Consider the following 20,538-nt stretch of genomic DNA (forward strand, 5'->3'; position numbering starts at 1 on the left):
TCCGTGCTATATAGGCCGGCTCAACCTCACGCAGGATCGCCGCCTTGAGCATCACGCTCGACCTTTCGCGCGTCTCTAACGCGCCGGCCGTCAAGGCCCCCGTCAACCTCAGCGGTCTGACGCGCGCGGGCCTGCGCCAGGCGCTGATCGACGCCGACGTCTGCCCGCCCGAAAAGGCCAAGATGCGCGCCAGCCAGGTGTGGGGCTGGATCCACCACTACGGCGTGACCGAGTTTTCGGCCATGAGCAATGTGGCCAAGGACATGCAGGCCAAGCTGGCCGAGCATTTCACCCTGGCCCGTCCCGAGATCGTCGAACGCCAGGTGTCCAAGGACGGCACCCGCAAATGGCTGATCCGCACCGCGCCGGGCATCGAGATCGAGACCGTCTATATCCCCGACGTGGGCCGGGCCGGCGCCCTTTGCGTGTCCAGCCAGGTCGGCTGCACCCTGAACTGCACCTTCTGCCACACCGGCACCCAGAAACTGGTCCGCAACCTGACCGCCGCCGAGATCGTGGCCCAGGTCCAGGTCGCGCGCGACGACCTGGAGGAATGGCCGTCGCCCAAGGAAGACCGCCGCCTGTCCAACATCGTCTTCATGGGCATGGGCGAGCCGCTGTACAATCTGGACCACGTCGCCGACGCCATCGACATCATCTCGGACAATGAGGGCATCGCCTTGTCGCGTCGGCGGATCACCGTCTCGACCTCGGGCGTCGTGCCGCAACTGGATGCGCTGGGCACGCGCACGGCGGCCATGCTGGCCATCAGCCTGCACGCCACCAACGACGCGCTGCGCGACGTGCTGGTGCCGCTGAACAAGAAGTACAATCTCGAACAACTGATGGCGGGCATCCGGGCCTATCCGGGCCTGTCCAATGCGCGTCGGGTGACGTTCGAATACGTGATGCTGAAGGGCGTCAACGACAGCCCCGAAGAGGCGCGCGCCCTGCTCAAGCTGATCGAGGGCATTCCGGCCAAGATCAACCTGATCCCGTTCAACCCCTGGCCGGGCGTCGAATACGAATGCTCGGACTGGAAGACCATCGAGCGTTTCGCCGCCATCCTGAACAAGGCCGGATACGCCTCACCCATCCGCACCCCCCGCGGCCGTGACATCCTGGCCGCCTGCGGTCAGCTGAAGTCCGAAAGCGAGAAGGTCCGCGCCAGCACGCTCAGGAAGGCGGAGCAGGCGGCGGCCTGATCCGTCGTCTCCTCCCCACTTGTGGGGAGGGGGACCGCGAAGCGGTGGAGGGGCTCTTGAAGTCCCACGGGCGTTGGCGGTGTGTTGAAGAGCCCCTCCGTCTCTACGCTTCGCTTCGAGCCACCTCCCCATGAAATGGGGAGGAGACGGCTGGTTCGACACATAATGTCACGCACTGTGTCCCGGCCGCGCTTGCGGATTGGGGCGACAATCGGGCAAGGCGTCTAGGTATGGATCCGTCCTTGTCGAACGTCCTTTCCAGCGCCGAGGTGCAGGCCTTCGCCTCGGGCTTCCCGGTCATGGTCATGCACCTGATCGTCACCCTGCTGCTGCTCGTGGCGGGGGCGACGGTCTATGCGTTGCTGACGCCGTGGAAGGAGGTCGCGCTGATCCGCGAGGGGAATGCGGCGGCCGCCATCGCCTTCGCCGGCATTCTGATGGGGCTGGCCGTGCCGCTGGCCGTATCCCTGTCGGTCTCGACCTCGGTGCGCGACATCGCCATCTGGGGCGTGGCGACGGTGGTGCTGCAACTGCTGGCCTTCCGGGTGGTCGATCTGATGCTGACGGGCCTGCCGCAGCGGATCAAGGACGGCGAGATCGCCGCCGCGGTGGTGCTGATGGGCGCCAAGCTGGCGACCGCCGTCATCCTGTCCGCCGCCCTGACCGGCTGATCGGCCGGGATCGTGCAGTTTCCCCGCCTGCCGGACTGGGCCATCTACGGAGCGGTCGCGGCCGTGCTGCTGGCGGTGTCGCTGGGCCGGCGCGAGAATGCCGACGCCCCGCCCGCCGCCTCGCCCCAAGCCCAGGCCGAGGGACCACTGCTGGGGCCGATCACCCCCTTTGACGCGGCCGTGACCCTGGATGCGGGCGAGGCGCCGTTCCAGCCGTCGTCCGGCACCGCCTTCTCCATCGCCGGGCGCGGGCGCTGGGTCACCGCCCGCCATGTGGTCGAGGGCTGTCGCAAGCCGGCCCTGGTGGTGGGGCCGGGTCGAGCTGTCGCCGCCGACGTGCGTCTGGCCCCGCGCGCCGATGTCGCCCTGTTGATCACCGACGGCGGGTCGACCGCTTTGCCGGTCGCCGCCGAGGCTCCCTTGCGCAAGGGCCAGCGCGCCTTCCATCCCGGCTTTCCACAGGGACGGCCAGGCGAGGTCACCTCGCGCCTGCTGGGCCGCGAGACGTTGAAGGTCTTCGGCCGGGGCGCGCACGAAGAGCCGGTCCTGGCCTGGGCCGAGGTCGGGCGCACCAATGGGCTGGAAGGGACATTGTCAGGCCTGTCGGGCGCCCCCGCGCTGGACATTCACGGCCATGTGGTCGGCGTGACCATCGCCGAGGCCCCGCGACGGGGCCGGATCTACACCACGGCGCCCGAAACCTTCGCCCCCGCCATCCGGGGCGAACAGATGGCTGACGAAAAGGTGCGGGACCAGCCGGTGACCATCGACGACTACGGCCGGGTGTCGAACACCCTGCGCCGGGACCTGCGGGTGGCGCAGGTGGTGTGCCTGTCGGTTTGAGGATCTGAGACGGCCCCTCTCCCTCCCCGGACGGGGAGGGAGAGGGGTTTGTGCGGCCTTACTTCAGCGCGCCGTTGTTCAGGTTCAGGGCGCCGGCCTCGATGACTTCGAGGTTCGGATGTTTGGCGCGCAGGGCGTCGAGGAACAGCGAGCCGTCGCCGACGATGACCAGGCTGGCGCGATTGACCGGCAGGTGTTCGGCGAAGGCGGCCTGGACCTGTTCGGGCGTCACGGCGCGAACCTGGCCGGCGTAGTCGGCGAGGTCGCTCATCGGCAGGTCATAGAGGGCCAGGTTGGCGACCAGGGCGCCCAGACCGTCCACCGTCTCCAGCGAGCGGCCGAAGCCGCCGATCAGGGTGGCGCGGCGCGGGGCCAGGTCGGCCTGGGTCGGGGTCTCGGTTCCCAGTTTGGCGATCTCGGCCAGGATCAGGTCGGCGACCTCGTCGGCGGTTTCGTTCTTGGTCTGGGTCGAGGCGGTGAACAGGCCCGCATCCGCCCGCACGCCCAGCGACGACGAGGCGCCGTAGGACAGGCCGCGCTTGATGCGGATTTCCTGGTTCAGCCGCGACGAGAAGCCGCCGCCCAGCAGGGTGTTGCCGACCGTCAGCGGGAAGAAATCGGCGTCGGTGCGCGACACGCCGCGAACGGCCGCGACGACGGCGGCCTGGCCGGCGCCGGGCTGGTTCACCACCACGATGCGCGGGGCCAGGGCCTCACCGGCGGGGTTGGCGGTGGCGGCCGGGGCCGCGCCGGCCGGGTTCCAGTCGCCGAACGCCTGTTGCGCCAGGGCGCGGGCGGCGTCAGGCGTGATGTCGCCCGAGAAGACCAGGGTCGCGTCCGACGGGCGATAGCGGGCGGCGTGGAAGGCGGCGACGTCGGCCGGGGTGATGGTCGGCACAGTCTGTTGCGTGATCGTCGCGCCATAGGGGGCGTCGCCATAGATGACGCGGCCCACGGTCATGCCGGCGATGGAGCCCGGCTGGCTGAGGGCGACGCGCAGGCCGTCCAGGGTCTGGGCCTGCTGACGCTCAAGCTCCTCGGCGGCGAAGGTGGGGTTCTTCACCAGATCGGCCATCAGGGCGACGGTCGTCGGGAAGGCGTTGGACGGGGCGTTGGCGTAGACATTGGAGAAGTCCACGCCTGCGCCCGCGCCGACCGCGGCGCCCAGCTGTTCGATCTGGGTGGCGATTTCCGGCGCCGTCTTCGTCTTGGTGCCCTGGGTCAGCAGGGCGGCGGTCATGGCGGCGATGCCGGCCTTGCCCGCCGGATCGTCGGACGAGCCGGCGTCGAAGCTGAGACGGGCCGAGACCAGCGGCACGCCGTCGGTCGGGGCGACCAGGACGCGCAGACCGTTGTCGAGGCGGAAGTCGGCGACGGCCGGGGTCGTGGGCGCGACCTCGGCGCCCGGCTGGGGCAGGGGGGTGCGCTCGGCCTCGGGCAGAAGGACGGCGGGCTGGCCGGCCGGCGCCAGGTCGGCGACCTTGACGGGAGCGTCGACGTTCATCTTCTGGATCGAGGCGGGGTTCTGGTCGTCGGCGGCCAGGAAGGTGATCGTCGACTGGCGCTGAGGCGTCAGATATTTGCGCGCCACGCGCTGGATGTCGGCGACGGTGACGGCCTGGATCTGGGCGACCTCGTCGTCGGCGGCGGCGGCCGAGCCGGTGTTGATCAGCGCATAGCCCAGGGCGGTGGCGCGGTCGTCCACCGTCTCGCGGCTGCGCAGGGTGTTGGCGACGATCTCGTTCTTGGCCTCGGACAGTTCGTCGGCGGAGACGGGGGCGTCGCGCAGCTTGGCGATCTCGGCGTCCAGGGCGGCGATCCCCTCTGCAGCCGTATGGCCCTGGGCCATGATGGCCAGGGCGGACAGGTTGCCGACCTGTTGCGAGAAGTCGGGGCTCGAGCCGATCTGGGCCGCGATCTGCTTGTCATAGACCAGCGAGCGATACAGGCGGCTGGATTCGCCGGTGGACAGGATGCCGTCCAGCACGGTCAGGGCGGCGCGGTCGGCGTCGGCGTATTTCACCGTCGGCCAGGCGACGACGGCGGCGGGCAGCGGCACGTTCGGCGCATAATAGGTGACGTTGCGCGGGGCGGTCGGCTCGGGCTCGACCACATTGTTGGCCGGGATCGGCGTGGTCGGGTTCTTCAGCGGGGTGAAATACTGATCGATCCAACGGTCCAGCTGGGCCTGGTCGAAGTTGCCCGCCACGATCAGATAGGCGTTGTCGGGCCGGTAGTAGGTGGCGTGGAAGCGGCGCACGTCGTCCAGCGACGAGGCCTCGAGCTCCTCGATCGAGCCGATGCCGGGGCGGCGATAGGGGCTTTCCTGATAGATGGTCTCGGGCACGAACAGGCCGAACAGGCGGCCGTAGGGGTTGGCCAGGATCCGCTGGCGGTATTCCTCCTTCACCACGTCGCGCTCGGCGACGAAGGTCGGTTCGTCCACGACCAGCGAGCCCATGCGGTCGGCCTCGGCGAACAGCATCCGCTCAAGGTGGTTGGCGGGCACGGTCTCGAAATAGGCGGTGGTGTCGTCGGCGGTGAAGGCGTTGTTGGAGCCGCCCACATCCTCGGTCAGACGGTCGAAGGTCTCGGGCGGCAGGTTCTTGGTGGACTTGAACATCAGGTGTTCGAACAGGTGGGCGAAGCCCGAACGGCCCGCCGGATCGTCCTTGGAGCCGACCTTGTACCAGACCTGGACCGTGACGTTGGAGGTGTCGGCGTCGCGCGACGTATAGACCTCGAGTCCGTTGGGCAGGACGCGCTTGGCGAAGCCCAGCGGGGGCACGGCGACGCCCTGGGGCGCCTGAACGGCGGCGGCGGCTCCCTCGACGAAGGCGGGGGCTGCGAAGGCGGGGGCGGCGAGGCCCAGCAGCAGGGCCGAGGCGGCTGCGCCGACCTTGAGGGTGGCGGTGAGGCGGAATTTCATACGGGGCTCCCAGGCCCGGAACGCCGGGCGAGGCATGACCGTATCAGCGATTGACGGCTATGCACCTTACCGAGCTGTAATGAAGCTGTCCGGCCGGTCATGGACAAGCGCCGGGCGGCGCGATATGGCCGATCACCGCATCCCTGCGGTCCTTCCCAGTCCCGAGGTCGAGTGCCGAGACCCGCGAAAGCGACAGCTGTCTCTGACGAGAAAATCGCGGTCTGGACCTTCACCCTTCGAAATATGGTTACCGCTCCGGCGGTCCTTTACGGCAGCTGGCTGTCGGCCGGGCTGATCGTGGCGGCGCTGGGGCAGCCTTGGCTGGCCCTGGGGTTCTGCCTTGTCGGCATGGCTTTCGACGCCTGGGCGCAGCGGCGTATCCGGCGGTATCGGCAGGCGCCGCCGCCCGCGTCGGGCTGGCCCGTCGTGCTGATGCTGATCGTCGCCGTCCGATTCGCCCTGGGGGTCTCCGGCCCGCTGGCCGCCTGGCTGCTGGACCCCAGCGTGGCGGCGATGCTGGTGGTGCTGCTGATCCAGGTCTGGTCGATCGGCGTGGCCCTGGTGCAGTTCAATTCGGCCCCTCGGCTGCTGGGGCTGGCGGCGGCGCCGATCTTCGTGACCGTCGGGGTGGTGATCTATCCGTCGCTGGTCGGGCCGCATGGTCTGGCTGTGGCTGGCGCCTTCGTCCTGCTGACGACCATTCTGGTCATCATCGCGCGCGAGACCCACGCCCTGTGGCGCGAGCTGTTCGCCGCCGACCAGCGCAACACGGCCCTGCTGGCCGAGGTTCAGGCCGCCCACGAGACCGCCGTTCTGGATCGGGACGCGGCCCGGTCGGCGCGGCGCGAGGCGGATGAGGCGAACGCCGCCAAGTCCCGCTTCCTGGCCAATATGAGCCACGAGATCCGCACCCCCCTGAACGGCGTCATCGGCATGGCGCAGATCATGGCCGGCGACGGGCTGGAGGATCGGCAGAGGGCGCGGCTGAAGATTCTGAACCGGTCGGCCCACACCCTGCTGGATCTGATCAACCAGATCCTGGACCTGTCGCGCATCGAGGAGGGGCGGCTGGAGATCGTGTCGCAGCCGGTGGACGCCGACGCCCTGATCCACGAGGTGACCGAGGCCCTGCGCCCCCTGGCCGAGAGCAAGGGGCTGGACTTCCGCATCGAGACGCCGGGCCTGGGCTGGGTCGAGGTCGATCCGGTGCGGCTGCGCCAGATCCTGTTCAACCTGCTGTCCAACGCCATCAAGTTCACGGCCGAGGGCGAGGTGGCGCTGGATGTCGCGCGCACGGACGCCGGGGTGGCGTTCCGGGTCTCCGACACCGGGCGGGGCATACCGGTCGACCAGATCGGGCATCTGTTCACGCGTTTCGCCCAGATCGAGGCGGCGGCGGTCGATCGCCGCGACGGGGCGGGGCTGGGCTTGTCGATCGTGGCGGCGCTGGTGGACCTGCTGGGCGGTCGGATCGCGGTCGAGAGCGAGGCCGGCGAGGGGGCGACCTTCATCGTCACCCTGCCGCTGAAGCGGACGCAGCCTGTGCAGGGTGACGACGCGTCGGACGCCGAGCCGGAGAGGGCGCTGCGGGTGCTGGTGGCCGAGGACCATCCGGTCAATCAGCAGGTGATCCGGGGCCTGCTGGGCCAGGTCGGGATCGAGGTCGAGATCGTGGAGGACGGGCTTGAGGCGGTGAAGGCGACGCAAGCGCAGGCGTGGGACCTGATCCTGATGGACGTGCAGATGCCGAACATGGACGGACCGACCGCGACGCGGACCATCCGCCAGCGCGAGGCCGACGAGGGACTGGCGCGCACCCCGATCATCGCCCTGACCGCCAATGCGATGGTGGAGCAGGTCGAGGCCTATCTGGAGGCGGGCATGGATGCGGTGGTCGCCAAGCCCATCGACCTGAAGGTGCTGCTGACCACCATTTCCGATGTGATGGCCGCCCGGACCTAGAGCAATCGTCGCCTTGGTCGATGCGAGCCTGAAAGATGTTCGTCACAACGGGCGCAACGAGGTCACGGAGAACACGACGGGACCGAACGCGCGTCGGTTCTCAGTTCCATGTTCGGGCGGCGGATTGATCTTCGGCTTCGCCGCCGCAGGCCATCGAGACGTTCCGAACCGGTACGGCTTCGTCGTGTCGTCGTGACCTCGTCGTGACCGCTGTGATGAACCCACTGTCTGAACGGAGCTGAGGGGTCGCCTCGTCCAACTCAGCCGCCCCGATCTAATCCCTGAAGACCTCGACGCCGATCTCGCCGGCGGGGGTCAGCCAGGCGTGTTTCATGCCCTGGCTGTTGAAGGGGGCGGCGATGTTTCCGGCGGCGTCCAGGGCGATCATGCCGCCGTCGCCACCCATTTCGCCGATCTCGTCGATGACAGCCTGGGTAGCCTGGGCCAGGGTCTGGCCGGCGGCGACGCGCCAGGCGACCTGGGCGGCGGCGGCGACGCGGATGAAATATTCGCCCTGACCGGTGCAGGAGGCGGCGGCGCGGCCGTCGGCCCAGGTTCCGGCGGCGGGGATGGGGGTGTCGCCCACGCGGCCTGGCATCTTGCCGAAGACCCCGGCGGTCGAGGTGGCGGCGGCGAGGCGGCCCTGGCTGTCCAGAACGCAGGCGCCGACGGTGCCGTGGCTGAGGGTTCCGGGCGGGTGGTTGTCCTCACCCTGGCCGGCGCCGGTGAACCAGGCGGTCTCGTCGGCGATGGGCTCCAGCCCCTGGTCATGGGCGAACAGGGCCGCGCCCTCACCCACCAGCATGACGTGGGGGGTGCGGTCCATAACCGCGCGGGCGGCGACGACGGGGTTGCGGAAGCCCTGCAGGGCGGCGACGGCGCCGGCGCGCTTGGTCGATCCGTCCATGATGCTGGCGTCTAGCTCATAGGCGCCGGCTAAGTTGGGCGAGGCGCCCTTGCCCGCGACGTAGAGGCCGGAATCCTCCAGCATGACGATGGCGGCGGTGGCGACGTCCAGGGCGCTGTCGCCCGCGTCCAACCGGACCTTCATGGCCTCGACCACTTCACGCATGTGGACGACCTCGGCGTCGTAGTTGCGTTCGCGCCGGGCGCCGGCGCCGCCGTGGAGGATGAGGGCGGTCATGTCGTCTTCCTGAGCCTGGTCTTCGTCGCCTCTTTCAATCGGGCGTGGCGCTCTTTAGCGTCGCGATGAAGGCCGCGCCATGTCGGTCCAGGGAAAACGGCCTCAAGCAGCGCGAAGCGCGGTAGGCCCAGAAAGGAAACTTTGATGCGTGCTGTTCTTTCGAAAGCGCCTGGCGGTCCCGAAACCCTGGTGATTGAGGACGTGCTCGATCCGACGCCCAAGGCGGGCGAGGTGGTCATCGAGGTCAAGGCGGTGGGGATCAACTATCCCGACACGCTGATCATCGAGGACAAATACCAGTTCCGGCCCGAACGGCCCTTCTCGCCCGGCGCCGAGGTCGCGGGCGTGGTCGAGGCGGTGGGCGAGGGCGTCAAGGGCGTGCGCAAGGGCGATCGCGTCATCGCCGTGCCGGGCTGGGGCGGGCTGGTGGAGCGGCTGGCCGTGCGGGCCGAGACGGTCATCCCCATTCCCGAGGCGATGAGCTTCGAGGAGGCGGCGGCCCTGATCATGACCTATGGCACCAGCTATTATGCGCTGAAGGACCGGGCGCAGCTGAAGGCCGGCGAGACCCTGCTGGTGCTGGGCGCGGCCGGGGGCGTGGGCGCCGCCGCCGTCGAACTGGGCAAGGCCATGGGCGCGCGGGTCGTCGCCGCCGCCTCGACCAACGACAAGGTCCAGTTCGCCCTGGACCTGGGGGCCGACAACGGCCTGATCTATCCGTCCGGGCCGATGGACAAGGCGGCGCAGAAGGAGCTGTCCGGCGAGTTCCGGCTGGCCACCGGCCGCGACGGCGCCGACGTGGTCTATGATGCGGTGGGCGGGGACTATTGCGATCCGGCGCTCAGGGCCATGGACTGGAACGGGCGGTATCTGGTGGTCGGCTTCCCGGCGGGGATCCCGTCCCTGCCGCTGAACCTGACCCTGCTGAAGTCGGTGTCGGTGATCGGGGTCTTCTGGGGCGCGGCCGTCGCGCGCGATCCCAAGGGGCACGCCGCCAACATGGCCGAACTGATGCAGATGTACGCCGACGGCAAGATCAAGCCGCGCGTGTCGAAGACCTTCCCCCTGGAGAAGGCCGGCGAGGCGATCAAGGCCCTGGGCGACCGTCAGGCCCTGGGCAAGATCGTGGTGACGGTGGAGAGCTAATCCTCCCCAGCGCAGCGGGGGAGGGGGACCGCGCGCAGCGTGGTGGAGGGGGCGAAATCGGGCTGGATGTTGAACGTCTAGCAATGGAGTGCGGGTCCGCCCCCTCCACCGCTTCGCGGTCCCCCTCCCCCGTTCCGCTACGCTTCTCGGGGGAGGATCGTCATTTGTCCTTCAACCGCTGGACCGCATCCTCGGCCTTGTCGCGGTGGCGGCGTTTGATGTTGGCGCCGACCATGGCCAGGACGGCAGTGATCACGGCGGCGTCGTCGGTGTAGCCGATGCCGGCGAAGATATCGGGAATGGCGTCCACGGGCAGGACGAAATAGGCCAGGCCGGCGAAGATCATCCCCTTGGCGGCCATCGGCGTCTGCGGATCGCGCGCGGCGTACCAGGCGGCCAGGGCCTGGTCGGCGAAGGGGATGCGGGCGGCCGTGCGGGTGATCTTGGGCCAGAAGCCCCTGGTCACGCGCGCCTCGTTGACCTTCACGACGGAAGGGACGAGGGCCTTTTTCGGGTCCAGCGCGTCGGATGGATCGGCGGGTTTGGCTTTGGCGGTCATGGCCGCTAAATCCTCAAAAGAAACTCAGGTTCAAACAATACATAGGAACGATCAGGATGAAACTCGACAACACGATCGCCGCCGTGGTCACCGGCGGGGCCTCGGGTCTGGGCGAAGGCACGGCCCGCGCCATCGCCGCGACGGGCGCACGGGTCGCCCTGTTCGACCTGAACGAAGAGCGGGGCGAGGCGATCGCCAGGGAAATCGGCGGCGTCTTCTGCAAGGTGGACGTGACCGACGACGCCTCGGTCGCCGCCGCCTTCGAAAAGGCCCGCGCCGCCCACGGCCAGGAGCGGCTGACCGTCAACTGCGCCGGCATCGCCACGGGTCAGAAGACCGTCTCGCGCAAGAAGGACACCGGGGAAATCCGCGCCCACGACATGGCTCAGTTCGAACGCACGGTGCGGGTCAATCTGTTCGGCACCTTCCGCGTCCTGTCGCAGTCGGCGGCGGGCATGGTGACGCTGGAGCCGATGGCGGACGGCGAGCGCGGCCTGATCGTCAATACGGCGTCCGTAGCGGCCCAGGACGGCCAGATCGGCCAGGCGGCCTATTCGGCGTCCAAGGGCGGCGTCTATGCGATGACCCTGCCGGTGGCGCGCGATCTGGCTCAGGAAGGCGTGCGCTGCAACACCATACTGCCCGGCATCATGTGGACGCCGATGATGGCCGGCATGGACCAGAAGATCCAGGACGCCCTGGCCGCCGCCATCCCCTTCCCCAGCCGCCTGGGCACGCCGGCCGACTATGCGTCCCTGGTGCTGGAACTGGCGCGCAACGTCTATATCAACGGCGAATGCATCCGCCTGGACGGGGCTATCAGGTTGGCGCCGCGCTGACGCGCGGCGGCTCGTCGCTTGAGCGCGAAGGCGATCAGACGGTGAGCGCCGGGAGCGTTTCGGCGGCGCTTTCCGACGCGGGCGACGCGAACCGCGATAGGTCGAAAAAACCTCTTGCGGAACCGCTCAACCCTCCGCTATACGCCCCCTCCTCGACGGGGAGCGCACCTAGCTCCTACGGAGTGCGGGCGTAGCTCAGTGGTAGAGCACAACCTTGCCAAGGTTGGGGTCGAGAGTTCGAATCTCTTCGCCCGCTCCAAGTCGGGATGCATCGAAAACGGGTCTGGCCAGTCGGTCAGGCCCGTTTTGCGTTTCAGGCTGTAATCAGACTCGGATGTCGAGATAGGAGCCGGGACGCATGATGCGGGGCTCCTCGCGCTCGGGCGCGGCCGGGAGCGGCTCGGGGGGGCGCGAAGGGCTGACGGTCCGGATGTTCGACATGACGGCGGCCGAGGGCAGGGGCGGCTTGGGCGGCGCCGTCTGATCCAGGGCGGCGCGGAAGAAGGCCGCCTGAGCGTTGCGTGCGCTCGGCAGGTCGAGGCCCGGTGCGGGCATGTTCAGCGGCAGGCCGGTGCGAATCGCGCTCATGCCGGTATGGTTAATGCAAAGCCTCGAAAAAGGGTTAACGCGCCGGTAGGGGGGTTATCGCGGACGCGGAGCGGGGCGCGGCGGGGCCTGCATGGAGGCGACCAGCCGCTCGATGTCGGCGTCGTCCAGCAGGGGGCCGGACTGTTTGGCGGTGATCCGGCCCATGGCGTCGACGGCGAAGGTCTCGGGCACGCCGGAGATGCCCAGGTCGAGGCCCGCACGGCCCTCGCGGTCCACCAGAACCATGGAATAGGGGTCGCCCAGCTCGTCCAGGAAGGCGCGGGTGGCGACCGGCTCGTCCTTGTAGGCGACGCCGACGACGGCGATCCCGCGCGCCTTCAGCGCCAGCAGTTTGGGATGTTCGATCCGGCACGGCGCGCACCAGGAGGCGAAGACATTGACCAGCATGGGCCGACCGACGCCGGCGGTCTTCAGGTCCAGATTGCCCGGCGCCGCCTGATCGCCCGACAGCAGCGGAAGGACGGTCTCGGGAATGGTCTGGCCGACCAGGGCGTCAGGCTTGAAGGCGGGGTCGCGCTTCAGCGACCAGCCGACGAACAGGGCCGCCAGCGCCGCGAGGACGACCAGCGGAATAAGGGCCAGCCAGCGGTTCATTTTTTGGGCCCTATCGCGCCTTGCGCTGCTTGAGGACGTTCTTTTGGCCCTACCGCGCTTCGCGCGACTTGAGGGCGGTTGGTGTCCGCTGCTTGCGGGGGTGTGCCTTGGTCTGCCTCAAGTCTGGCCAGTTCCCGCTTCCATTTGCGCGAGGCGATCACGGCGCGAGCGCTCAGGGCGGTCAGGACCAGGGCGCTGACGGCCCAGGCGGGCCAGACGAAGGCGGCGTAGGGGGTCATGTCGAGGTCGAGCATCGCTTAAGCCTCCTGAGCTGAACGGGCGCGCAGGGTCATGACGCGGCGGCGGCGGATCTCGGTGCGGATGGCCGTCAGCCACAGGGCGAGGAACAGCACCCCATAGGCCGCCAACATGGTCAGGAAGGGCGGCAGATAGACGGGATCCAGGCCCGACGATCCGGGGGTCAGGAAGCTGGCGGGCTGGTGCAGGGTGTTCCACCAGTCGACCGAGAATTTGACGATCGGCAGGTTGATCAGGCCGACGAGGCCCAGGACGGCGGCGGCGCGCCCGGCCTTCTGCTCGTCGTCGATCGAGGCTCGCAGCGCCATATAGCCGAGATAGAAGAGGAACAGCACCAGCACGCTGGTCAGGCGCGCGTCCCACACCCACCAGGTCCCCCACATCGGCTGGCCCCACAGCGAGCCGGTGAACAGGGCCAGGGCCGTGAAGGCCGCGCCGGGCAGGGCGGCGGCGCGGGCGGCGGCGTCGGCCAAGGCATGACGAAACACCAGGGCGAAGAAGCTGGAGACGCCCAGGGCCGCATAGGCGCCCAGGCCCAGGGTGGCGGCGGGCACATGGACGAACATGATCCGAACCGTGTCGCCCTGCTGATAATCGGCAGGGACCGAGAAGCTGAGCCAGGCGCCAACGCCCAGCAGCACGGCGGCGAGACCCCACAGAACGGGCGTCAACGGGCCGGTGAAGGCCATGAAGCGCTGCGGATTGGACAGGCCGAACATCGGTTCAGCGCTTACGCGGCGAAGGGGCGGCGGGCAAGCTCACCCTTGCGCGTTCCGAACGGCGGCGGCGCCGGCGAAGGGCGCAATGACGGCGGCGAACAGGACGTAGGCGCAAAGCAAAGCCAGGGCCGGAGCGACGGGCTGACCCGAGGCGGCGCGTTCCAGGGCGCCGGCGCCGAAGACCACGGGCGGAATGAACAGCGGCAGGACGACCACGGCGATCAGCAGGCCGCCGCGCTTGGCGCCCAGCGCGAGCGCTGCGCCCAGCGCGCCGGTGAAGGCGAAGCCCGCGCCGCCGATCAGGGCGGTCAGGGCGACGAGCGGCGTCAACGGCGCGGGCAGGCCAAGCGCAAGGGCGGCGACGGGGGCGGTCAGGGCGAGCGGCAGGCCGACGGCGATCCACTGGGCCAGGGCCTTGATCAGCACGACCTGCTCCAGCGACAGATGGCCGAGCGCCAGCAGGTCCAGGCCGCCGTCTTCCATGTCCCGCTCGAACAGCCGCTCCAGCGACAGCAGGGACGCCAGGGCCAGGGCCAGCCAGGCGACGCCGCCCGCGACCGGGCCGAGCGTGCGGGGGTCGCCGCCGGCCGCCAGCGGCAGGATGGCGGTCAGACAGGCGAAGAAGCCGCAGGCCAGCAGCGGCCCGCCGCCCCCGCCCCACGCCAGGTCCAGCTCGCGTTCCAACAGGACGCGCGTGGCGCCGCGCAGGCCGGGCGGGCGGGGTTCCTGATCGAGGTCGCGACGGTTCATTTGAGGCTCCCCAGGTCGAGAGCGCGGGTCGGCAGGGGCAGAGGGTCGTGGACGGCGGCGACGATCAGGCCGTCCGCGTCGAGATGGCGCTTCATCTGTTCGGCGAAGGCCTCGCGCCAGCGGGCGTCGAGCGGCGCCATGGGCTCGTCCAGCAGCCACAGGGCGCGCGGCGATCCGACCAGCCGGCCCATGGCCAGACGGCGGCGCTGGCCGGCGGACAGGCGACGGACCTCCAGGTCCAGCAGGGGTTTCAGGCCGAAGGCTTCGACGGCGTGATCGAGGCCATACTGGGTGTGGCCCAGCCAGTCGCACTGGAACCCCAGCTCCTCGCGGGCCGTCCGGCCGCCCTTTAGACCGTCCAGATGGCCCAGGAAATGGGTCTCTCGCCCGCGCGCCTGCCGCTCGTCCAGCGGATTGCCGTCGCCGTCCTGAAAGGCGACGGTTCCCGCGTCGGGCCGCAGCAGGCCGGCGATGGTGCGCAACAGGCTGGTCTTGCCCGCACCGTTCGCACCCGTCAGGGCCAGGACCTCGCCGGCGCGCAGCGTCAGGTCGAGGCCGTGGAACAGCCTCCGCTCGCCGCGCGAGACGGTCAGGTCGGAGAGGGTGAGGGTGTGGATCATCTACGCCCCCGCCAGGTTCGCGAATCTGCGAACCCTTCTCAATGTCCCTGTCGAGGGTGTGGACACATGGACGGTCGGGTCCCGTGGAGCTATAGGCACGGTCGCCGCAGCAGGCTTTCGCCGCGCGCGCAGGGGCCCTGTGAGCCGCTGCGTCTGTCGCGCGAAGGCGCAACCGGATTGTCGGGCGGCGCTGACCAGAGGAAGACTCCATGCCGTCGAACGACAGCTTCAAGACCCGCCAGGACCTTTCCGTCGGGCGTAAGAAATACGCCTATTACAGCCTTCCCGCCGCCGAGGAAGCCGGTCTGACCGGGATTTCCCGCCTGCCGCGCTCGATGAAGGTGCTGCTGGAGAACCTGCTGCGCAACGAGGACGGCGTGTCCGTCACCGAAGCCGACCTGCGCGCCGTCGCCGCCTGGGTCGAGAACAAGGGCTCGGTCGAGCACGAGATCGCCTTCCGCCCGGCCCGCGTCCTGATGCAGGACTTCACCGGCGTCCCCGCCGTGGTCGACCTGGCCGCCATGCGCGACGCCATGAGCGCCCTGGGCGCCGACGCCGCCAAGATCAACCCGCTGGTGCCGGTCGATCTGGTCATCGACCACTCGGTGATGGTCGACAACTTCGGCACGTCCAAGGCCTTTGGCCAGAACGTCGAGCGCGAATACGAACGCAACATCGAGCGCTACAACTTCCTGCGCTGGGGGTCGTCGGCCTTCAACAACTTCCGCGTCGTGCCCCCCGGCACCGGCATCTGCCATCAGGTGAACCTGGAGAACCTGGCCCAGACCGTCTGGACCCTGGAAGAAGGCAAGAAGACCGTCGCCTATCCCGACACCGTCGTCGGCACCGACAGCCACACCACCATGATCAACGGCCTGGCCGTCCTGGGCTGGGGCGTTGGCGGCATCGAGGCCGAGGCGGCCATGCTGGGCCAGCCGATCCCGATGCTGATCCCCGAGGTCATCGGCTTCAAACTGACCGGCGCCATGCCGGAAGGCACGACGGCGACCGACCTGGTGCTGACCGTCACCCAGATGCTGCGCAAGAAGGGCGTGGTCGGCAAGTTCGTCGAATTCTTCGGCGACGCCCTGCCGAACATGACCATCGAAGACCAGGCGACCATCGCCAACATGGCCCCGGAATACGGCGCCACCTGCGGCTTCTTCCCCGTCTCGGCCGCCACCATCGGCTATCTGACCGCCACGGGCCGCGACAAGGCGCGCGTCGCCCTGGTCGAAGCCTACGCCAAGGCCCAAGGCCTGTGGATCGACGAAACCTCGGAAGACCCGGTCTTCACCGACGTGCTGGAACTGGACATCTCGACCGTCGTGCCGTCGCTGGCGGGTCCGAAGCGTCCGCAGGACCGCGTCGAACTGACCACCGCCGCCCCCGCCTTCGAAACCGCCCTGGCGGAAGTGTTCAGCCGCCCGACCGACGCCGAGCGCGTGTCGGTCGATGGCCAGAAGTTCACCGTCGGCGACGGCGACGTGGTCATCGCGGCCATCACCTCGTGCACCAACACCTCCAACCCGTCGGTGCTGATCGCCGCCGGCCTGGTGGCGCGCAAGGCCAATGCCCTGGGCCTGAAGGCCAAGCCGTGGGTCAAGACCTCGCTGGCGCCGGGCTCTCAGGTCGTCACCGACTATCTGACCGACGCCGGCCTGCAAAAGGACCTGGACGCCCTGGGCTTCAACCTGGTCGGCTATGGCTGCACCACCTGTATCGGCAACTCGGGCCCGCTGGACTCGGCGATCTCCAAGGCGATCAACGACAACGCCCTGGTCGCCACGAGCGTGCTCTCGGGCAACCGCAACTTCGAAGGTCGCGTGAACCCGGACGTCCAGGCCAACTACCTGGCCTCGCCGCCGCTGGTCGTGGCCTATGCCATCGCCGGCTCGATGCGGATCGACATCACCAAGGATCCGATCGGTCAGGACAAGAAGGGCAACGACGTCTTCCTGAAGGATGTCTGGCCGACCTCGCAGGAGATCGCCGACATCCAGAAGAAGTCGGTCACCCCGGCCATGTTCGCCAAACGCTACAAGGACGTGTTCAAGGGCGACAAGCACTGGCAGGCGATCAAGGTCACCGGCGGTCAGACCTATGAGTGGGACGACAGCTCGACCTACGTCGCCAACCCGCCCTACTTCGAAGGCCTGTCGATGGACCTGACCCCGGTCCAGGACATCGTCGAGGCGCGCGTTCTGGCCATCTTCGGCGACAGCATCACCACCGACCACATCAGCCCGGCCGGTTCGATCAAGAAGACCTCGCCCGCCGGCGTCTATCTGACCAACCACGGCGTCGAGGCGGCCGAGTTCAACAGCTACGGCGCCCGTCGCGGCAACCACGAAGTCATGATGCGCGGCACCTTCGCCAATATCCGCATCAAGAACCGGATCACGCCCGAGATCGAGGGCGGCGTGACCAAACACTTCCCGTCGAACGACACCATGTCGATCTATGACGCCGCCATGCGTTACCAGTCGGAAGGCCGGCCGCTGGTCGTCTTCGCCGGCAAGGAATACGGCACCGGCTCGTCGCGCGACTGGGCGGCCAAGGGCACGCGTCTGCTGGGCGTCCGCGCCGTCATCGCCGAAAGCTTCGAGCGCATCCACCGTTCGAACCTGGTCGGCATGGGCGTCGTGCCGCTGCAGTTCAAGCAGGACGGCTGGCTGAAGCTGGGACTGACGGGCGAGGAGATCGTCACGATCCGCGGCCTGTCGGACGCCAATATCGGCAAGCTGAAGCCCCGCCAGGACCTGTGGGTCGAGCTGTTCCGTCCGTCGGACGGCAAGATGGCCCGCTTCCCCGTGCGTTGCCGCATCGATAACCAGACCGAGCTGGACTATCTGCTGGCCGGCGGCGTCATGCCCTATGTGCTGCGCAACCTGGCGCGCGGCCCGGAAACCGAAGCGCCGATCGCCGCCGAATAGGCAGCGGTTCGCCGAGATGAAGAAAGGGCCGGCGGAGCGATCCGCCGGCCCTTTTGCTTTGGCGAGGGGTGGCGTCAGTTTGCGGCGACGACCACCAGCTTGCGGTTCACGAACTCCTTGATGCCGACATCGCCCAGCTCGCGGCCGAAGCCCGAGCGTTTGACGCCGCCGAACGGCAGTTCGGGCATGGAGGTCGTGGTGGTGTTGATGAAGACCATGCCGGTCTCGATCCGCGAGGCCAGCTTGCGGGCGCGGGTCGTGTCGCCCGAGAAGATCGACCCGCCCAGGCCGAAGCGGGAATCGTTGGCCAGGGCCACGACCGCATCGTCGTCCTCGACCACGAAGACCTGGGCCACGGGGCCGAAGAACTCCTGATAGAAGGCCGGGTTGTCGCGGGCCACGTCGGTCAGGACGGTGGGCTCGTAGAAGAAGCCAGTGCGGTCGGCGGGCTTGCCGCCGATGACGGCCTTGGCGCCGTGCCGCACCGCCTCATCGACCTGTTTGGTCAATGTTTTCAGCGCGTCCTCGGACGACAGCGGCCCCAGGACGGTGGCCTCGTCCAGCGGGTCGCCCATGACGGCGCTCTTCATGCCTTCGATGAAGCCGGTGGTGAAGGCGTCGGCGACCGACTTCTGGACGATGAAGCGTTTGGAGCCGGTGCAGACCTGACCCGCGTTGGACAGCCGACCCTCGACGCCCGCCGCGATCGCCTTTTCGATGTCGGCGTCGTCCAGCACGACGAAGACGTCGCTGCCGCCCAGTTCCAGCGTGGACTTCTTCAGCATTTCCGACGCGCGGGCCGAGACCTTGGCGCCGGCGCCCTCCGACCCGGTCAGGGCTACGCCCTGGATGCGGTCGTCGCCGATCAGTTCGGCGACCTTGTCCGAGGAGATGTAGAGGTTGGCGACGAAGCCCTCAGGGGCGCCGGCTTCCTGGACCAGTTCGGCGAAGCGGGCGGCGCAGCGCGGCACAATACCGGCGTGCTTGTAGAGCACCGGATTGCCCACCGCGATGGCGGGGGCGACGACGCGGATCAACTGATAGATGGGGAAGTTCCACGGCTCGACCGCCAGCAACACGCCGACGGGATGGAACTCGACCCAGGCCTCACCCAACTCGCTGTCGATCTTCTGGGGTTTGAGGAAGTCGGCGGCCTTTTCGGCATAGTAGGCGGCGATACCGGCGCACAGGTCGATCTCACCCTGCCCTTGGGGCAGGGGCTTGCCCATCTCCTCGGCGATGGTGCGGGCCAGGCTGTCGCGGTTCTCGGTCAGCAGGGCTGACAGCGACTTCAGCACGGCGAGACGGGGCTGGATGTCGCCCTGGGACCAGTCGGAGCGGAAGACGGCGTCGGCCTTCGCCAGTGCGGCATCGACGGCGTCGTCCGAGTGCTCGGGGTATTCCTGCAGCGTCTGTTCGGTGAACGGATTGAGGGTGCGATAGGCCATGCGGCGTCCTGAAGCTTCGGCCGGACGTCCGGGGCGACGCCGATCCGTTGTCTAAGGAAACGAACGCGTGCTGGGCGGGGCGGTTGCCCGCCTCTTAGTCCGCGTCGCTGAACGGCGGCGGCAGTTGGCCGGACTTGAAGATGATGGTGGGCGCCTCGTCATAGTCGCCCATTTCGGTGTCGGCGGAGACGGCAAAGGCGACGACGCCCAGGCGCAAAGGGGCCAGGCGTTCGGCCTTGCGGCGCGCCTCCTCGGCGTCCTTGCAGCCGACCTGCGGCTCGGCGCGGAGGGCCTTGCCCCGGCCCTGGACATAGGCCTGGACGATGTAGACGGTTTCGGTTGCCATGCGCATTCCAAGTCGCCTGTTCGGCGCTCAGGTCAACTGATCAATCGAGCTTTAAGGCCTCCGCCAGCAGCCGGGCCTCGGCGGCGCGGCTGGAGCCGGCGCGCCAGGCGACGACGATCTCGCGGTGGGGCGGGGCGCCGTCGGCCTGGTTCTCGAAGGCGCGGATGGCGACGGACGGGTTGTCGGCGAGGCCCGCCTGGACCGCCATCTTCGGCAGGAAGGAGACGCCCAGGCCCGAACCGACCATCTGGACCAGGGTGTGCAGGCTGGTGGCGGCGAAGACGTCGTCGCCGCGCGGGGCCTCGATGTCCAGGGCCGCCAGGGCGTGGTCGCGCAGGCAGTGGCCGTCTTCCAGCAGGATCAGATCCTCGGCCCGCAGCGAGCCGGGGCGGATGGGCCCAGGCGCGGCCAGGGCATGATCGTGGGGGGCGGCGGCCATGATCTCGTCGTCGCCGATGCGGGCGTGTTCGATGCCCGGCGCGTCGTAAGGCAGGGCGATGACGGCGGCGTCGATCTGACCCGCCTTCAGGGCGGCGAGCAGGCGGGGCGTCAGGTCCTCGCGGATGAATAGTTTCAGGCTGGGATAGGCGGCCTTCACCGACGGCAGTTTGGCGGGCAGCAGGAAGGGGGCGACGGTGGGGATGACGCCCAGGCGGAAGCGGCCCGACAGCAGGCGGCCGGCGTTCTTGGCCGCCTCGACCAGATCCTCGGTCCGGGCCAGCACGTCCTCGGCCCGACGCACGGCCTCGGCCCCGACGGCGGTCATGATGACGGCGCCGCGTGCGCGCTCGACCACCGGCGCGCCCAGGATGCGCTCCAGCTCCTGCACCCCGGCGCTGAGCGCGGGCTGGCTGACGTGGGCGGCCTCGGCGGCGCGCGAGAAGCTGCCGTGTTCGGCCAGGAGCTTGAGATACTGAAGCTGACGCAGGGTGGGAAGCATGGCTGTAAGATAGGCCTGGC

Annotated in this window: 19 protein-coding genes and 1 tRNA gene; 8 read left to right on the forward strand and 12 right to left on the reverse strand. The window is 68.9% G+C overall.

All coding sequences use genetic code 11. From position 1 onward, the window contains the following. Nucleotides 1–44: 44 nt before the first annotated feature. The 3 genes from rlmN (at nt 45) to ACODSC_RS09670 (ending at nt 2,719) form a co-directional block, all read left to right on the forward strand. Nucleotides 45–1,205, forward strand: a complete 1,161-nt coding sequence (gene rlmN / locus ACODSC_RS09660; RefSeq protein WP_488813684.1) for a dual-specificity RNA methyltransferase RlmN — start codon at nt 45–47, stop codon at nt 1,203–1,205. Between the two features lie 230 nt (nt 1,206–1,435). Then, entirely contained in the window at nt 1,436–1,876 is a 441-nt protein-coding gene (locus tag ACODSC_RS09665; protein WP_488813685.1) for a DUF350 domain-containing protein, read from the forward strand. A gap of 12 nt (nt 1,877–1,888) precedes the next feature. Next, nucleotides 1,889–2,719, forward strand: coding sequence for a S1 family peptidase (locus tag ACODSC_RS09670; protein ID WP_488813686.1), 831 nt, complete (start codon nt 1,889–1,891; stop codon nt 2,717–2,719). A gap of 58 nt (nt 2,720–2,777) precedes the next feature. Here ACODSC_RS09670 and ACODSC_RS09675 read toward each other — a convergent pair whose 3' ends face one another. After that, nucleotides 2,778–5,648, reverse strand: a complete 2,871-nt coding sequence (locus tag ACODSC_RS09675) for a M16 family metallopeptidase (RefSeq protein WP_488813687.1) — start codon at nt 5,646–5,648, stop codon at nt 2,778–2,780. A 243-nt stretch (nt 5,649–5,891) separates the two neighbouring features. On the opposite strand from ACODSC_RS09675, the gene ACODSC_RS09680 reads away from it, so the two are divergent. Continuing rightward, complete coding sequence (locus ACODSC_RS09680; RefSeq protein WP_488813688.1) at nt 5,892–7,610, forward strand: ATP-binding protein; 1,719 nt, start codon at nt 5,892–5,894, stop codon at nt 7,608–7,610. 274 nt (nt 7,611–7,884) lie between these two features. Here the strand turns inward: ACODSC_RS09680 and ACODSC_RS09685 are convergent, their stop codons facing one another. After that, the gene (locus tag ACODSC_RS09685; RefSeq protein ID WP_488813689.1) at nt 7,885–8,754 is read right to left on the reverse strand and encodes an isoaspartyl peptidase/L-asparaginase family protein; all 870 of its coding nucleotides are present in this window, start codon (nt 8,752–8,754) and stop codon (nt 7,885–7,887) included. A gap of 144 nt (nt 8,755–8,898) precedes the next feature. Between ACODSC_RS09685 and ACODSC_RS09690 the strand changes: the two genes are divergently transcribed. After that, the gene (locus ACODSC_RS09690) at nt 8,899–9,900 is read left to right on the forward strand and encodes an NADPH:quinone oxidoreductase family protein (protein ID WP_488813690.1); all 1,002 of its coding nucleotides are present in this window, start codon (nt 8,899–8,901) and stop codon (nt 9,898–9,900) included. Between the two features lie 160 nt (nt 9,901–10,060). Here the strand turns inward: ACODSC_RS09690 and ACODSC_RS09695 are convergent, their stop codons facing one another. Then, nucleotides 10,061–10,459, reverse strand: a complete 399-nt coding sequence (locus tag ACODSC_RS09695; protein ID WP_488813691.1) for a YkvA family protein — start codon at nt 10,457–10,459, stop codon at nt 10,061–10,063. 56 nt (nt 10,460–10,515) lie between these two features. On the opposite strand from ACODSC_RS09695, the gene ACODSC_RS09700 reads away from it, so the two are divergent. Continuing rightward, nucleotides 10,516–11,298, forward strand: coding sequence for an SDR family NAD(P)-dependent oxidoreductase (locus ACODSC_RS09700; RefSeq protein WP_488813692.1), 783 nt, complete (start codon nt 10,516–10,518; stop codon nt 11,296–11,298). Nucleotides 11,299–11,482: 184 nt separating this feature from the next. Next, nucleotides 11,483–11,557 (forward strand) — tRNA-Gly (locus tag ACODSC_RS09705). A 65-nt stretch (nt 11,558–11,622) separates the two neighbouring features. Here ACODSC_RS09705 and ACODSC_RS09710 read toward each other — a convergent pair. The 6 genes from ACODSC_RS09710 to ccmA are packed head-to-tail and all read right to left on the reverse strand — an operon-like array spanning nt 11,623 to nt 14,848. Beyond that, complete coding sequence (locus ACODSC_RS09710) at nt 11,623–11,886, reverse strand: hypothetical protein (RefSeq protein WP_488813693.1); 264 nt, start codon at nt 11,884–11,886, stop codon at nt 11,623–11,625. 54 nt (nt 11,887–11,940) lie between these two features. Continuing rightward, nucleotides 11,941–12,501 carry a DsbE family thiol:disulfide interchange protein gene (locus tag ACODSC_RS09715; RefSeq protein ID WP_488813694.1) on the reverse strand — a complete coding sequence of 187 codons (561 nt, stop codon included), beginning with the start codon at nt 12,499–12,501 and terminating at the stop codon, nt 11,941–11,943. Then, the gene (gene ccmD / locus ACODSC_RS09720; protein ID WP_488813695.1) at nt 12,498–12,755 is read right to left on the reverse strand and encodes a heme exporter protein CcmD; all 258 of its coding nucleotides are present in this window, start codon (nt 12,753–12,755) and stop codon (nt 12,498–12,500) included. The genes ACODSC_RS09715 and ccmD overlap by 4 nt, the downstream gene beginning before the upstream one ends. 3 nt (nt 12,756–12,758) lie before the next feature. Then, nucleotides 12,759–13,478, reverse strand: coding sequence for a heme ABC transporter permease (locus ACODSC_RS09725; protein ID WP_292078909.1), 720 nt, complete (start codon nt 13,476–13,478; stop codon nt 12,759–12,761). Between the two features lie 39 nt (nt 13,479–13,517). Further along, nucleotides 13,518–14,228 carry a heme exporter protein CcmB gene (gene ccmB, locus ACODSC_RS09730; protein ID WP_488813696.1) on the reverse strand — a complete coding sequence of 237 codons (711 nt, stop codon included), beginning with the start codon at nt 14,226–14,228 and terminating at the stop codon, nt 13,518–13,520. Continuing rightward, on the reverse strand, nt 14,225–14,848 hold the full coding sequence (ccmA, locus tag ACODSC_RS09735; RefSeq protein ID WP_488813697.1) for a heme ABC exporter ATP-binding protein CcmA: 624 nt from the start codon (nt 14,846–14,848) through the stop codon (nt 14,225–14,227). The genes ccmB and ccmA overlap by 4 nt, the downstream gene beginning before the upstream one ends. A gap of 209 nt (nt 14,849–15,057) precedes the next feature. Between ccmA and acnA the strand changes: the two genes are divergently transcribed. Continuing rightward, on the forward strand, nt 15,058–17,784 hold the full coding sequence (gene acnA, locus ACODSC_RS09740) for an aconitate hydratase AcnA (RefSeq protein ID WP_488813698.1): 2,727 nt from the start codon (nt 15,058–15,060) through the stop codon (nt 17,782–17,784). Between the two features lie 74 nt (nt 17,785–17,858). Here acnA and ACODSC_RS09745 read toward each other — a convergent pair whose 3' ends face one another. From ACODSC_RS09745 to ACODSC_RS09755, 3 genes are all read right to left on the reverse strand, one after another. Then, nucleotides 17,859–19,232 (reverse strand): NAD-dependent succinate-semialdehyde dehydrogenase, encoded by a 1,374-nt coding sequence (locus ACODSC_RS09745; RefSeq protein ID WP_488813699.1) that lies wholly within the window; start codon nt 19,230–19,232, stop codon nt 17,859–17,861. Nucleotides 19,233–19,326: 94 nt separating this feature from the next. Next, entirely contained in the window at nt 19,327–19,578 is a 252-nt protein-coding gene (locus tag ACODSC_RS09750; protein WP_488813700.1) for a hypothetical protein, read from the reverse strand. 40 nt (nt 19,579–19,618) lie between these two features. After that, nucleotides 19,619–20,518: a hydrogen peroxide-inducible genes activator gene (locus ACODSC_RS09755; protein ID WP_488813701.1), complete on the reverse strand. Its 900-nt coding sequence runs from the start codon at nt 20,516–20,518 to the stop codon at nt 19,619–19,621. Nucleotides 20,519–20,538: the final 20 nt, after the last annotated feature.

Source organism: Brevundimonas sp. FG128, from assembly GCF_057809775.1.

Bases quoted from the DNA above. Each gene is read 5' to 3' on its own strand.
- ACODSC_RS09710 (WP_488813693.1), bottom strand. From the start codon at position 11,886: ATGAGCGCGATTCGCACCGGCCTGCCGCTGAACATGCCCGCACCGGGC.
- ACODSC_RS09700 (WP_488813692.1), top strand. From the start codon at position 10,516: ATGAAACTCGACAACACGATCGCCGCCGTGGTCACCGGCGGGGCCTCG.
- ACODSC_RS09715 (WP_488813694.1), bottom strand. From the start codon at position 12,501: ATGAACCGCTGGCTGGCCCTTATTCCGCTGGTCGTCCTCGCGGCGCTG.
- ACODSC_RS09690 (WP_488813690.1), top strand. From the start codon at position 8,899: ATGCGTGCTGTTCTTTCGAAAGCGCCTGGCGGTCCCGAAACCCTGGTG.
- ACODSC_RS09745 (WP_488813699.1), bottom strand. From the start codon at position 19,232: ATGGCCTATCGCACCCTCAATCCGTTCACCGAACAGACGCTGCAGGAA.
- ACODSC_RS09750 (WP_488813700.1), bottom strand. From the start codon at position 19,578: ATGGCAACCGAAACCGTCTACATCGTCCAGGCCTATGTCCAGGGCCGG.
- ACODSC_RS09675 (WP_488813687.1), bottom strand. From the start codon at position 5,648: ATGAAATTCCGCCTCACCGCCACCCTCAAGGTCGGCGCAGCCGCCTCG.
- acnA (WP_488813698.1), top strand. From the start codon at position 15,058: ATGCCGTCGAACGACAGCTTCAAGACCCGCCAGGACCTTTCCGTCGGG.
- ACODSC_RS09695 (WP_488813691.1), bottom strand. From the start codon at position 10,459: ATGACCGCCAAAGCCAAACCCGCCGATCCATCCGACGCGCTGGACCCG.
- ACODSC_RS09685 (WP_488813689.1), bottom strand. From the start codon at position 8,754: ATGACCGCCCTCATCCTCCACGGCGGCGCCGGCGCCCGGCGCGAACGC.
- ACODSC_RS09665 (WP_488813685.1), top strand. From the start codon at position 1,436: ATGGATCCGTCCTTGTCGAACGTCCTTTCCAGCGCCGAGGTGCAGGCC.
- ccmD (WP_488813695.1), bottom strand. From the start codon at position 12,755: ATGCTCGACCTCGACATGACCCCCTACGCCGCCTTCGTCTGGCCCGCC.
- ccmA (WP_488813697.1), bottom strand. From the start codon at position 14,848: ATGATCCACACCCTCACCCTCTCCGACCTGACCGTCTCGCGCGGCGAG.
- ACODSC_RS09725 (WP_292078909.1), bottom strand. From the start codon at position 13,478: ATGTTCGGCCTGTCCAATCCGCAGCGCTTCATGGCCTTCACCGGCCCG.
- ccmB (WP_488813696.1), bottom strand. From the start codon at position 14,228: ATGAACCGTCGCGACCTCGATCAGGAACCCCGCCCGCCCGGCCTGCGC.
- ACODSC_RS09680 (WP_488813688.1), top strand. From the start codon at position 5,892: ATGGTTACCGCTCCGGCGGTCCTTTACGGCAGCTGGCTGTCGGCCGGG.
- ACODSC_RS09755 (WP_488813701.1), bottom strand. From the start codon at position 20,518: ATGCTTCCCACCCTGCGTCAGCTTCAGTATCTCAAGCTCCTGGCCGAA.